A 12,451-nucleotide genomic window follows, 5' to 3' on the forward strand; every position below is an offset into this window, starting at 1 on the left:
GTCGATGCCAGTAGTTCTGTCGACGGCAGACCGTCACCGGGCCGTTCCATCCCGGTTCGGTTGACGGAACCGAGGCGGTCGTTGCTAGAAGATCAGTCTCGTTTCGAAAACGGATCTCCGGAACCGAACACTGGGAGGGGAGAGAAAACCGTCGGAAGCTCCGACGTCGAGTTGCTGTCCTACAGAACGATGCTCTTCTTGCGCATCATCGCGTGGATCGAGGCGTCGAGCCCTTCGCGGCCGATCCCCGAATCCTTGTTTCCGCCGAAGGGGATGTCGCCCATCCCGTGGCTCGGTGCGCCGTTGATCCGGACCGCACCGGCGTCGATGCGCTCGGCCATCCGCATCGCGCGCTTGTAGTCCGCGGTAAAGACGGCCGCGTCGAGCGCGAGGTCGGAGCCGTTCGCGATCTCGAGCGCTTCGGCCTCGTCCTCGAAGGTGGTGACGGCGGCGATGGGGCCGAACTGTTCCTCGTCGACGATGCGGGCGTCCTGCGGGACGTTCGCGAGCAGCGTCGGTTCGAAGAACTGGTCGGCGAGTTCGTCGGGGACGCCTTCCGGTGCGCGCCGTTTTCCGCCGCGGACGATCTCCGCGCCCTTCTCGACGGCGTCGTCGACGAGTTCCTCGACCCAGTCGGCCTGATCCTCGCTGATGAGCGGGCCGAAGGCGGTGTCCTCGTCGAAGAGGTCGCCGGCGTTCCAGGCGTCCATCTGGCCCTCGATCGTGTCGACGACCTCGTCGTGGACCGACTCCTGAGCGAGGACGCGGGAGACGGCCGAGCAGCGCTGGCCGGCGTACTTGAACGAGCCCTTGACGCAGTTCTCCGCGACGTCGGTGATGTCGGCGTCGTCGAAGACGACCGCCGGCGCGTTGCCGCCGAGTTCCATGTGCAGGTTGACCATGCCGCTTTCGCTGGCGACGTGCTTCCCAGCGCCCGAGGAGCCGGTCATGGCGATCGCGTTGATTCGGTCGTCGCCGGAGAGGACGTCGCCGATCTCGCTCGCCTCGCCGGGAACGAAGTTGAACGCGCCGTCCGGAATCCCGTCGACGTCGGCGATGACGTCGGCGAGGATCGCCGCCGAGATGGGCGTCTTGCTCGCCGGCTTCAGCAGGACGCTGTTGCCGGCCGCGAGCGCGGGTGCGACCTGCAGGGCCGTCGTCGCGAGCGGGTAATTGTAGGGCGTGATACAGAGGACGGCACCGATGGGTTCGTGCTTGACGATCGCCTGCCAGCCCTCGTGGCCCGCCGTGGATCCCTCGCGGTACTCGCCCTTGCTGACGATGTTGCGCGCTTCCTCCGCCGCCCGATCGAATCGCTCGGCCGCCTGATCGACTTCCCCGCGGGCCGACGAGATCGGTTTGCCCGCTTCGCGGACGATGACCTCCGCGAGTTCCTCCTCGCGCTCGCGGAGGTCATCGGCGATCGTCTCACACCACTGTGCGCGCTCGACGACCGTCGTCTCCCGTAGCTCGGGTTTGATCTCGTGGGCCGCGCTCAATGCGCTTCGAGCCTCCGCCGGGCTCGCGGCGGCGACTGTTGCGAAGGTCCCCCCCTCGGCGAGGTCGGATACCGAGATCACGCCCTCGGTCTCGAGCCACTCGCCGTCGACGTATATTCGCTCCCGTCGTTGTGCGACTCTGGTTGCCATACGTGCCCGTTGAATCCCCACACTGAAAATGTTTACTCAGGGCTGAAAAAACAAAACACACGATTGATAATGCCGTTCAGCAACACCTTCAGTGCGATTCGATGCCAAATAGATGTGGACGAAGCGAAACAAAGGTTTGCTACTACAGAAAAAATGTTTTTTCATGGGCAATCTTTAAGTGTTGAGCGCGCGTACGTATCTACTACGATGAGCGCTCAAAAGACAATCCGGCAATCGGCAGACAGCGTCGAGGAGAACGCGCTTCGCCTCGAGCAGGACAAGGCCGAGCAGGTCGTCGACGCGCTGAACACGGAGCTCGCGAACTCGTACGTGCTCTACCACCAGCTGAAGAAACACCACTGGGTCGTCGAAGGGGCCGAGTTCCTGCCGCTCCACGAGTTCCTCGAGGAGGCGTACGAACACGTCGAGGAGGGTGCAGACGTCATCGCCGAGCGCGCGCAGGCACTGGGCGGCGTCCCGGTGTCGGGACCGTCGAACCAGGAAGAACGCGCGACCGTCGAGTTCGAGGGTGAGGACGTCTACGACGTCCGTACGATGTTCGAAAACGACCTCGAGATCTACGGAGACATCATCGAGTCGATGCGCGACAGCATCGAACTCGCCGAAAACCTCGGCGACCACGCGACCGCCGAGATCCTGCGCGAAATCCTCGTGACGCTCGAGGAAGACGGGCACCACTTCGAGCACTACCTCGAGGACGACACGCTGGTGCTCGAGGACGCGACTCACTAAGCGCTCCCGGAGCAACTGGCGCGGGAAGTCGAACGCGCCGGTAGTCCGTCGACGAGAACCGGAGACAGAGGGCCGAGCAGCGAGGACCGCTTTTTCGATGCCGCGGTCAGTCGTCGTTCGAAGTCGATACGAGATCAAGAACCGCTCGTCCCGAGCGACGACGAGGTCAGGGCTCGAGATCGACGGCGAGATCCGTTGCAATCCAACCGTCGCAGTTGTTCCGTTCGGTAAAGACGATCTTTCCGGGGCGGGTTTCGTGACTCGTCACGACCGCCGCCGGCTCCTCGCGTTCCTCGTCGAGTTCGGGGTCCTCCCTTCGGGCGGGTACGTCCATCACGCTGAGTTAGGCGGGCCTAAATCTAAAAAGGTTTTGGTCGGCCTAAGATCCTGGGATCGGCACGGGTTACCGAACGACCGGAATCGACGGCGTTCGCGAACCACTGTCGACACCGATTCCGGCTAACTGCGCGCCACAACGGCGGAGACGGTATCTCGTCTCAATCCTCGTTCGAATACGCCGGTCGCTCTGCGAGAGAGTCCCACGCGGAGATAGTATCTTTTTTCGGGGCTCGGCGAAACGATCCGGACATGCGTTCATACGAGAACCGGTCACACGGAACACCGGGTCGGCGCGGACGGAATCTGATCGCTCACCTGTTCGACGTCGACCTCGGGCGCGTCGAGTCGCTGAGCTGGCCGCTCGGCAATCGCGTCACCGTCGAAGCTGACGCGCGCCGTCTCTTTCGGTTCGCTCATCGACGGTCCACCCGAACGGTGACAGCGTTCGAGGTAACCGACTACACCCGTGTTCTGCGACTGCGGACGCCGGTCGGCCGCGAGAAGTTTTACGGCCTCGCGACTGCCGATATCGGCGCCGAGCCGACGCGAGACGACTGGGTTCGAACGGACTAGGCACCACTCGTGCGGAGCGAGTCAGGTCACTGGGACCAGTTTCATTGAGCTCCGTCCGGAACCCCCGCGTATGGAGTACGACGTCGTTCGGGGGGACATCGCCGCACAGTCGGCCGACGCGCTCGTCAACGCTGCCGGGACGAGCCTCCGGATGGGATCCGGTGTGGCCGGTGCGCTCCGCCGGAGTGCGGGCGAAGAAATCAACGAGGAGGCGATGGAGAAGGGGCCGGTTGACCTCGGCGAGGTCGCCGTCACCGGCGCCTACGATCTGGACGCCCAGTACGTCATTCACGCGGCCGCGATGCCCCATTACGGCGACGGCGAAGCCACCGCCGAAAGCATCAACAATGCGACCCGAAACGCCCTCGAGCGGGCCGACGAGCTCGGCTGCCGGTCGCTCGTGATTCCGGCGCTGGGGTGTGGCGTCGCCGGGTTCGACCTCGCGACCGGTGCCGAGCTCATCGGGTCGGAACTCGAGGACTATGAATCGGAGTCGCTCGAGGACGTCCGGTTCATCGCCTACAGCGGCGACGAGTACGACGTGATTCGAGCGGCGACCGGCAAAACCGAGTGATCGGAACCGGGCGGGAGAAAAACTGTCGGATCAGCCCGGCTACGTGGTCGATTTCGGTCGGTCCGACGCCTCATAACTGGTGGCACGTGTCGTGGTAGGGCGACAGGTACCGTCAAGCGCCTCTCCTCGTGACCGGTCCGTGAGGTCGAAGCCGTTCGTCACGGTCCGTTCAGACTACCGTCTCCCACGTATGGCCGCAACTCTCACATTCGAACGTTCGCTTCACCTCCGGTCCCAGCAGTTCACCACCGACTTCGGTTCCGGCACTTCCCGTACAGTTCGGACAGCGAACCCCTCTCATGGGTCCCCTTCGACAACCCGTTCTGGCTCTTTCGTTCGATGCATCGCCGCTATCGAACTAATATGGCATATGCTAACATACTACTTTCGTTAATACACATCGTTACACTATCGGTCCGTGGATGGCTCGGGACGGATCGAACGGCCCCTACGCAGTCAGCCGCAACTTCTAGAGTGAGGCGGACGGGTATCGAACGGTGTCAGGACAGCGACAGACCGCGAATCTCGACAGAATCACCGTCGGCAACGTGGCCGATAACTTGCCCGTCCGTTTTTCCAGCCAGTTCTTCGGCACGATCGTCGGGGAGCGCGACGACGAACCCGGTTCCCACGTTGAACGTTCGGTGCATCTCGTCGTCGGTCACGTTTCCTTCGGTCTGGACGAACTCGAAGACCGGCTGGGCCGGACACGGATCGTCGACGACGTACTCGTGGTCGCCCATTCGAAGCAGGTTCGTCCAGCCGCCACCGGTAACGTGGGCCGCCGCGTGGACCTCGTGGTCGCGCATCGGCTCGAGCAGGTCCGTATAGATCCGCGTGGGCCGCAGTAACTCCTCCCCGATCGTTCGCTCCGGGTTCGGCGGGAACGCGTCGGTGTAGTCGTGTTCGCGGGTGACGGCTTCGCGGGCGAGCGTCAGCCCGTTCGAGTGGATGCCATTGGAGGGGAAGCCGACGAGCGCGTCGCCGACCTGCGCTTCGCCATCGAATATCTCGTCTTTTCCGGCGAGGCCGGCACACGTCCCCGCGAGATCGAACCCTTTCACGACCTCGGGCATGACCGCCGTCTCGCCGCCGAGCATGGTCAGATCGGCCCGCTCGAGCCCCACCGCGAGCCCTTCGCCGATCTGGTTCGTCAGCTCCTCGTCGGGCTCGTCGATCGCGAGGTAGTCGACGAACGCGACCGGCTCGACGCCCGCCGCGACGAGGTCGTTGACGTTCATCGCGATGCAGTCGATCCCGATCGTCGAGAAGTCGCCGATCGCTTCGGCGACGAGCAGTTTCGTCCCGACGCCGTCGGTCGCCAGCGCGAGATACCGGTCGCCGATGTCGAGCAGGCCGGCGTACTCGGTCGTCAGGTCGCTGCCGAAGGCCTCGAGCAGCGCCGCCGTCGCATCCTCGCTGGCGTCGATATCGACGCCGGTGTCGGCGTAGGTGAGTCCATCCGACTCCGCATCGCTTCCCTCGTCATCGCTATCGGTCATACTCGAACGACCTCCCGGCGCGAGCAAAAGGTCACCGGTCCGTCGAAGGGCGATGCCATCGAAAGACAGCTTTGTCGGTGCGTCAGAACAGTCCGACGCGGAAGATAACGAATCCAGCGAGCAGGACGCTCGGAACGAAGACGAGCGCGAAGATCCCCTTGTGCCACTCGAGGACGGATTTCCCGTCCAGCGGGCCGAAGGGAATCATGTTGAACGCGGCCAGGAAGAGGTTAATCCAGATGCCCATCTGGCCGATCTCGCCGAGGAGTCCGGGTGCGATCATCAACGGGAGGAAGAGCAGGGCGAGCAAGAGGTTCGTGACCGGTCCAGCAAGTGCTATCAGCCCGTTTTCGCGCGGACTCACCCGTCCGCGGTGGTAGACGGCACCCGGTGCGGCGAAGAGGAAGCCGACGAGCGCGCCCATGATCGCCAGGAAGAGCATCTGATAGTCGGCTCGGAACTCGGCGATCTGCCCGTGTTCGATCGCGACCACCTTGTGTGCGATCTCGTGGAGGAGGAAGCCGACGCCGACGGTCACGAAACTCAACCCGACCATCGTGACGAACGTGCCGACGTCACCACCGCGGTGAACCGGCTCGAACAACAGGGCGAACGCGACGCTGAGCGTGATCCACGCGATGGCGAGATCGCGCAGTTCCGTGTTGCTGAACGTCAGATTCCGATCGGAGTTCCGCTCCGTGCGATAGCTCATAGGAACCCCCGAATCAGCTCGAGGCTGTTCCGTGCACCTTCCAGCAACAGCCCCATGAGTGCGTCGACGCCGCCGACGTCGGGTGCGAGCCACGGCAGCACGACGAACGGGAACAGGCCCGTTGCGATCATGCTTCCGATGTTCGTGAGCGCGACGATCATGATGAGTCGGAACAGCGGGACGTTGAACATGTCTTCGACGGCCTCACCCAGCGGCCGCTCCGTGTCGCCGACGATCTCGTTGAGCGTCTGGATGTCCCGGACGTTGACCGGGCGGTGCTTGAGCTCGACGTAGCCGGCGAACCAGCCCGGCGCGAGCAGCGGATTGATGCTCGTCAGCCAGGCGACCGCGCCGCCGACGCCCGCGCTGGTCCAGCGCGCGCCGGCCAGCCGCGCCAGCGTGAACGCGAAGATCCCGTTGAACAGGAACCAGGCCGCGAACAGCTTCAGCAGGAACGTGTTCCTGACTCCGGCCATGATCAACAGGAAGAAAAATCCGAGGAACCCGACCATGATCAGGTAGCCGACGATCTTCATCGGCGAGAACCGGCGACTCGAGGCGGTTCCGGACAGCGACTCGAGCGTGGGAATCCCCTCGGGGTTCTGCAGGTGGCGTTCGATGCCGGTTTTGTGGCCGGCACCGACGACGGCGAGAACGTCGTACCCCTGCTCGCGGAGGTCGTGGAGGTTGTTCGCGATGTAGGCGTCGCGTTCGTCGATCAGCGCGTTCGCGCCGCGGGGGCTGAACTGCCGGAACTCCTCCATCATGGCGTCGACGACGTTGCCGTCGGTCATCTCCTCGATGTCGATCTCGTCGATCTCGTCGACGTCGGCGCTGAGGGCGTCGAGCCCGAGTCCGAGGACGGCACCGAGGGTGACGCCGACGCCGAGGCCGGCCAGTATCCCGGCCGTCCCGCGAACCGCGTAGACCCCGGCGCTCTCGACGGTCCCGGTCGAGAACGGGCCGACGAACGTTCCGGTCGCCACCAGTGCGAGACAGCCCGCGGTTCCCAGAACGACCCCCGCGAGAACCCGCACGGAGAACCCGGAGAGATAGTCACCGGTGTATTCTCCGGCCGAGTCGAGCGGCGGGAGAAAGAGGAGTCCGACGAACGCACCGACGAGCGCTCCGAGCGCGCCGCCGCCGATGTACTGTAACGTCGTCGGGTCGGTGATGCCGACCAGCAACACGTCTCCGAACCCGAAGAGTGGGGCCAGAAACGCGGCGACGATGAATCCGAGGAACGCACCGCCGATGGCGCCGAACGTCAGTCCGATCGTTCGCGGGTCCGTGATCCCGAGCGCGAGGCCGCCGACCATCTTCAGCTTCTCGGTGAACGAGAGGCGGCTCCAGAACCGCTGGATCGTCACCTGAATGTCGCGGTCGACGAGGGCGACGCCGTTCCCGTTCGCTTCGGCGGCCTCGATTGCGGCTCGCATGTCGGCACCGGGTTCGATGTCGAACTGTTCGCCGAGCCGGGACTGGACGTACGACAGCATCCAGTAGGCCAGAAACTGGAAGACGGTGTTGCCCGAGAGGAGGTCCTCCGCTTCGATGTCGTCGGGCGTGCCGCCCTGCATCTGGCGGTACCGCCCTTCGTCGAGTTCGACGGCGACGACGTCGGGATCCTCTCGGTCGATCGTTTCACGAACTTCGTCGACGCTCGCTTGCGAGACGTGTGCCGTCCCGAGAACCTCCACGGACCCGCGCTCGCGGTCGGGTGGTGCTGGCGGCTCCGGCACGTCTGCCTCGCCTGCATCGCTCATTACTGGCTCAACTCGGCGGCGACTTTTACCAGTATCGGACCGCGAAGGAGTGCAAAATATCCGCACGGTCGTCCCGTCGAACCGATCGAACCGTCACGCGGACCGAGCCGATTCCGACAGTGCGGTGAAAGCAAGACTAATCCCCGCCGTCGAAAAACACGGATCAATGACGGACCTTCGCGAGACGGTAGTCGAGAACCGGGAGATGGTTCAGCCGAACCACGCCAACACCCTCGACGTCGCTCACGGCGGAAACGTAATGAAGTGGATGGACGAGGTGGGGGCGATGAGCGCCATGCGGTTCTCCGGCGAGATGTGCGTCACCGCCAGAGTCAACCAGATGAACTTCGAGCGGCCGATTCCCGTCGGTGACACGGCCTACATCACCGCCTACGTCTACGACGCCGGTACCTCGAGCGTGAAGGTCAGGCTGATCACCGAGCGCGAGAACCTCCGGACTCGCGAGCGCGAACGGACGACGGAGTCGTACTTCGTCTACGTCGCCATCGACGAAAACAATACGCCGACGACGGTCCCCGAGTTGACGGTCAGCACCGACGAGGGCGAGCGGCTTCGACGGGAGGCCCTCGAGGACGACATGGGGAGAGCCGACTGACCGGCTCGAAAGAGGTGTCGCCGCAGGAGCGGCTGCTCCGATTTGCCGACGGTCCCGCGTCCGGGTACGGAAGTGATCCGGCGACGAGCTCGCCGTGAGACGGGGAGTATTCCGCTGTTATTCCGCGTCGCTCGTCTCGGAGCGCGGATCGCGCTCTTTGACGTCCTCGAGCAGAGCGTCGACGGTGCCGCGGGTGTCGGCGACGGTCGCGCCGACGAGTCCGCCGATCGCGCCGCCGGTACTGGCCGCGTTGCGGCTGAACAGTCCGCCGATCGCCGCGCCGATTCCCGCGCCGAGCGCCGCGTATCGTGCTCGGAGGAGCACTGCTGAGATACGTTCTCTCATGTATCGTCCTTGGTGACTGTGACGGATAAGTATACCTCTCGAGTCCGCGGCAAATCGCTCGGCGACCGCCCTGCCGTATCGTCCGTCCGATCGCAGTCGACTCCTCACAGCAGCGTCTCGACGGCGGCGAGCGACTCGAGGACGTGGTCGGGCTCGCTGTCGGGATCGACGGCCGCGAGATCCGCGCGATCGGTGACGCCGGTGAGGACGAGCGCGGTTTCCATGCCCGCTCGATTGCCGAGTTCGATGTCGGTGTTGAGTCGGTCGCCGACGACCAGGACGTTCCGCGGGTCGACGTTCAACCGCCCCATCGCCGCCGCCGCAGCGATCGAGGACGGTTTGCCGAGGATCGCGTCCGCCTCGCGGCCCGCGACGGTCTCCATCGCGGCGAGGATCGCCCCCGTGCCGGGAATCTCGCCGTCGTCGATCGGGATCGTCGCGTCCGGGTCGGTGCCGTAGAAGGGCACGTCGCCCTCGAGCGCCCGTAGCGACTCCCAGAGCGTGCCAAAGGAGAAGTCGCTGTCGAACGAGCCGAGGACGACCGCTGCCGCGTCGGGATCGCTCGTCAACTCGACGGCCGCGTCCTCGAGGATCGCCTCGAGTCGCTCGCCGCCGACGAGGTAGACCGCCTCGCCGGGATGGGTCGCCGCGAGGTACTCCGCCGAGACGGTCGCCGAGGTGAGGACGGTGCCGGGGTCGACGTCGATTCCGTGGGGCGCGAGCTTCTCGCCGTAGTGATCGGCCCCGCGCGTGGGGTTGTTCGAGAAGAGCAGCCGCGAACAGCCCGCCGCCTCGAGCGCGCGCAGGCCGTCGGTCGCGCCCGGCAGTAGCTCCTCTCCCCGGACGATCGTGCCGTCGACGTCGAGGATCACCGCCTCGTAGTGGGTCATCGCCCGACGGTACGGCCGGCCGGCGATTGAGTGTTTGGATGCGCCATCGACCCGCGGAGCGGCTCGGAGTCGGTGAGAGCGGCGGGTCCGGGTTACCCTCGGCGCTCGAGGGAGAGGTCGTCGGTTTCGACGCCCGCGGAATCGGCCCGCTCGTTCGACTCGATCAGTCGATCCAGCTTCGCCTCGAACTCCGCTTCCGACAGTTCGCCGGCGGCGTATCGCTCCTGTAACGTCGTCACGGGATCGGTCTCGCTGGCGGTCGTCTCGGGATCCTCGAGCGCGCGATCCGGGCCGGGATCGGGCGACTCGTCGCCGCCAGTCCGTCCGGCGAGATACCACAGCCCGAGTCCGCCGATCACGATCAGGGCAGTGGCTGCGATCGCGTACACCGGACCGGCTAACAGCAGCAACGCGATGATCAGCACGTCGGCCAGGACGAACTTGATCGCGAACAGCTCGACGAGGGAGTACTCCCGTCCGCCGGTGTTCCCGGTGGCCATGTGCGCTAGTTGTGGGCCGGCTGAAATAACTGTGGGGGACCGCGGAACCGAGACGACTGGCAGTGCTCCGTCGCGGAGTATCGACGAAACCGGTGCGGTCAGATCGCGGAAAACCCGTCGCTGGGAAAACACCATACCGCTGCCGACCGAACGGGTGACCATGACCCTCGATGTCGAGATTCCGGACCCGCCGACGCTTCACGGATCACGGAACGTCGGCGACTTCGATGCCGTGGACGAACCCGACGAGCGGACGGGAGACACCGTTCGGCGCGAAGCGCTGGCCGACTTTCTCGAGGCGGGTGCCTGGGAGGACGCCTTCGACGAGTGGGCCAAAGAGACGTACATGACCGAAGGGGAGTTCCGGGTCGTCGTCGAACTCGGCCTGATCGACGAGTTCGACTTCTACTGGAATCAATCCGCCGAGGACGTCGGCTATCGTGCGCCGACGGTTCCCGCGGATTCCGTCGCCGCTCGAGACGACCTCGACGAGCACGACGTCGAGGACATCGCGGAGGAACTCGACTCGCTCGGATTGATCGTGAGCGAAGTGCTCGAAACCGACTACATCCACCGCGACGGAGAGGAGTTCGGGTACACGTGGGAGTGACGCCACGAGCGGGGTACCGAGCGCTCGCTCGAGTGAACGCGCTCACCGTCAGCCGGGCGCACCCGGTGACGATCACCCCGTGGTGGGAATTCTTATCCGGGAACCCGACCTACGACCGGCTATGACACTCGCAGTCGACCCCCCCGAGCCGCCGGAACTGGAGTTCGTCGATCCGAACGAGTACGACGACGCCACTATCAGCGCCGACAGTGCCGAGGAGATCGATTACCGCCGCGAAGAGCTTCAGGGGTTCCTCGAAGAAGGCGCCTGGGAGGAAGCGTTCGACGAGTGGCGGGCCGACACCGATCTCGAGGAGCGCGAGTACGAGATCGCCCGCGATCTCGATCTCTTCGCGGGCTTCGATTTCTTCTGGGACGATTTCGCCGACCGCGTCGGATACCACGCGCCCGGAATCCCGGAGGATTGGCAGGCGCGGGAGTACCACCCCGAACTCGACACCTGGGGGACGGTCTCCTCGATCAACGCCGAACTCACCGAGTTCGGGCAGATCGTCTCGGTCACGCTCAAAGAGGAGTACGTCGACTGGGAGGCCCAGTACGAACCGCCGGAGGACCTGCCGGATTTCGACTGACCGACGGGTTAAACCTCCGTCTCGCTCGGTTTCGATCTCTCCGTACCTCCAGGCCGCTGGAATCAGCCGACTCTCCCGAAAGTGGAGCCCGCGCAGTTACCGACGTCCGCTCCCGGTCAGTCCCGCGGAACCGCGAGGTTCCGGGGACGGCCGCCACACTCCGGACAGCTCCCGAGGGTGTCGGTCGCTTCCCGGTACCCACAGTCTCGGCACTCGTAGTACGATCGGTCGGGCGTGTAGGGGTCGGTGTAGACCATGATGTGCGATACACTATACCACGGAAAAGTATTGTGTTGGGTCTATTATATGGCCGTTTGCACAATACTAATCGGCTAAATGCGTATAATTTCTGAACGTTCGTCCACCAGTTCTGCGGTTATCGCGTCGCGACGATCGCGATCGTCTCCGGCCGATCGACGGCCGATTCGATATCGAGCCCCGCGTCTTCGAGTTGGCTCGTCGCGTCTGCGAGACTGAACCGCTCCTCGAGCGGCGGTCCGGCGTCCCCGCTGCCGTCGGCCGACCAGTCGACCGTCACCAGTCGGCCGCCGGGACGGAGTACTCGAGCGAGCTCGGCGAGCGCCCCGTCGCTCTCCGTTTCCGAGTCCGTGTCGTCCGTTCCGGTCGACGCGTACTCGTGGTGTGTCATCGTCGAGTACGCGCCGTCGAGCTGATCGTCGTCGAACGGGAGGGACGAGATCCCGGCCGTGACGAACTCGACGGCGTCGGGGACGCCCTTCTCCCGATACCGGTCGTGCATCGCCGTCTGTACGTCGACGGCGTACAGCGCGTCGACGAACGGCGCGACGTCGTCCGCGTAGAACCCCGTTCCGGAGCCGAGATCCGCCACGATACTGTCAGCCGTCGGCTCGAGCATCGCGAGCAGTTCCTCGCGGGAACAGTACCGGTAGCGTCCGGGGTCCTCGAGTGCATCCGCCCGGTCGACCGGATAGGTATGAAATCCCATACCGGTAGTGGGCGGTCTCTCACCTTCCGCGTTGTGTTCGCCGAATGATCCGAGGGTGATCGA

General features: G+C 64.8%; 16 protein-coding genes. 6 read left to right on the forward strand and 10 right to left on the reverse strand.

Features of this window, described 5'->3' with window-relative positions; all coding sequences use genetic code 11:
- Window positions 1-179: 179 nt before the first annotated feature.
- Window positions 180-1,649: an aldehyde dehydrogenase family protein gene (locus NDI89_RS13485; protein WP_277522129.1), complete on the reverse strand. Its 1,470-nt coding sequence runs from the start codon at window positions 1,647-1,649 to the stop codon at window positions 180-182.
- 207 nt (window positions 1,650-1,856) lie between these two features.
- Here NDI89_RS13485 and dpsA point away from each other — a divergent pair, with 207 nt between their 5' ends.
- Window positions 1,857-2,402 (forward strand): DNA starvation/stationary phase protection protein DpsA, encoded by a 546-nt coding sequence (dpsA, locus tag NDI89_RS13490; RefSeq protein WP_277522130.1) that lies wholly within the window; start codon window positions 1,857-1,859, stop codon window positions 2,400-2,402.
- A 166-nt stretch (window positions 2,403-2,568) separates the two neighbouring features.
- Here the strand turns inward: dpsA and NDI89_RS13495 are convergent, their stop codons facing one another.
- Window positions 2,569-2,736, reverse strand: coding sequence for a hypothetical protein (locus NDI89_RS13495; RefSeq protein ID WP_277522131.1), 168 nt, complete (start codon window positions 2,734-2,736; stop codon window positions 2,569-2,571).
- Window positions 2,737-2,990: 254 nt separating this feature from the next.
- Between NDI89_RS13495 and NDI89_RS13500 the strand changes: the two genes are divergently transcribed.
- Window positions 2,991-3,314: a hypothetical protein gene (locus NDI89_RS13500; RefSeq protein WP_277522132.1), complete on the forward strand. Its 324-nt coding sequence runs from the start codon at window positions 2,991-2,993 to the stop codon at window positions 3,312-3,314.
- Window positions 3,315-3,384: 70 nt separating this feature from the next.
- The gene (locus NDI89_RS13505; protein ID WP_277522133.1) at window positions 3,385-3,888 is read left to right on the forward strand and encodes a macro domain-containing protein; all 504 of its coding nucleotides are present in this window, start codon (window positions 3,385-3,387) and stop codon (window positions 3,886-3,888) included.
- A 500-nt stretch (window positions 3,889-4,388) separates the two neighbouring features.
- On the opposite strand, the gene purM is transcribed toward NDI89_RS13505, so the two are convergent.
- The 3 genes from purM to NDI89_RS13520 form a co-directional block, all read right to left on the reverse strand.
- Window positions 4,389-5,390, reverse strand: coding sequence for a phosphoribosylformylglycinamidine cyclo-ligase (gene purM / locus NDI89_RS13510; RefSeq protein WP_277522134.1), 1,002 nt, complete (start codon window positions 5,388-5,390; stop codon window positions 4,389-4,391).
- Between the two features lie 82 nt (window positions 5,391-5,472).
- Window positions 5,473-6,102, reverse strand: a complete 630-nt coding sequence (locus NDI89_RS13515) for a zinc metalloprotease (protein WP_277522135.1) — start codon at window positions 6,100-6,102, stop codon at window positions 5,473-5,475.
- Complete coding sequence (locus tag NDI89_RS13520) at window positions 6,099-7,868, reverse strand: TraB/GumN family protein (protein ID WP_277522136.1); 1,770 nt, start codon at window positions 7,866-7,868, stop codon at window positions 6,099-6,101. Before NDI89_RS13520 ends, NDI89_RS13515 begins: the two co-directional genes overlap by 4 nt.
- Window positions 7,869-8,034: 166 nt before the next feature.
- On the opposite strand from NDI89_RS13520, the gene NDI89_RS13525 reads away from it, so the two are divergent.
- Window positions 8,035-8,484 carry an acyl-CoA thioesterase gene (locus NDI89_RS13525; RefSeq protein ID WP_277522137.1) on the forward strand — a complete coding sequence of 150 codons (450 nt, stop codon included), beginning with the start codon at window positions 8,035-8,037 and terminating at the stop codon, window positions 8,482-8,484.
- Between the two features lie 117 nt (window positions 8,485-8,601).
- Here NDI89_RS13525 and NDI89_RS13530 read toward each other — a convergent pair whose 3' ends face one another.
- The 3 genes from NDI89_RS13530 to NDI89_RS13540 form a co-directional block, all read right to left on the reverse strand.
- Window positions 8,602-8,829, reverse strand: coding sequence for a hypothetical protein (locus NDI89_RS13530; RefSeq protein WP_226006391.1), 228 nt, complete (start codon window positions 8,827-8,829; stop codon window positions 8,602-8,604).
- Between the two features lie 104 nt (window positions 8,830-8,933).
- Window positions 8,934-9,719, reverse strand: a complete 786-nt coding sequence (locus NDI89_RS13535; RefSeq protein WP_277522138.1) for an HAD-IIA family hydrolase — start codon at window positions 9,717-9,719, stop codon at window positions 8,934-8,936.
- A 92-nt stretch (window positions 9,720-9,811) separates the two neighbouring features.
- Window positions 9,812-10,219: an SHOCT domain-containing protein gene (locus NDI89_RS13540; protein WP_277522139.1), complete on the reverse strand. Its 408-nt coding sequence runs from the start codon at window positions 10,217-10,219 to the stop codon at window positions 9,812-9,814.
- 160 nt (window positions 10,220-10,379) lie between these two features.
- Here NDI89_RS13540 and NDI89_RS13545 point away from each other — a divergent pair, with 160 nt between their 5' ends.
- Both NDI89_RS13545 and NDI89_RS13550 read left to right on the forward strand, forming a co-directional pair.
- A complete protein-coding gene (locus tag NDI89_RS13545) occupies window positions 10,380-10,829 on the forward strand; it encodes a DUF7992 family protein (RefSeq protein WP_277522140.1) in 450 nt (149 codons plus the stop codon).
- Between the two features lie 121 nt (window positions 10,830-10,950).
- Entirely contained in the window at window positions 10,951-11,421 is a 471-nt protein-coding gene (locus NDI89_RS13550; RefSeq protein ID WP_226006395.1) for a DUF7992 family protein, read from the forward strand.
- Between the two features lie 116 nt (window positions 11,422-11,537).
- Here the strand turns inward: NDI89_RS13550 and NDI89_RS13555 are convergent, their stop codons facing one another.
- The gene (locus NDI89_RS13555; RefSeq protein ID WP_277522141.1) at window positions 11,538-11,678 is read right to left on the reverse strand and encodes a rubrerythrin-like domain-containing protein; all 141 of its coding nucleotides are present in this window, start codon (window positions 11,676-11,678) and stop codon (window positions 11,538-11,540) included.
- Window positions 11,679-11,797: 119 nt separating this feature from the next.
- On the reverse strand, window positions 11,798-12,388 hold the full coding sequence (locus NDI89_RS13560; RefSeq protein WP_277522142.1) for a class I SAM-dependent methyltransferase: 591 nt from the start codon (window positions 12,386-12,388) through the stop codon (window positions 11,798-11,800).
- Window positions 12,389-12,451: the final 63 nt, after the last annotated feature.

The sequence above is a fragment of the Natrinema salsiterrestre genome (assembly GCF_029502005.1).
In the GTDB taxonomy this organism is placed as follows: domain Archaea; phylum Halobacteriota; class Halobacteria; order Halobacteriales; family Natrialbaceae; genus Natrinema; species Natrinema salsiterrestre.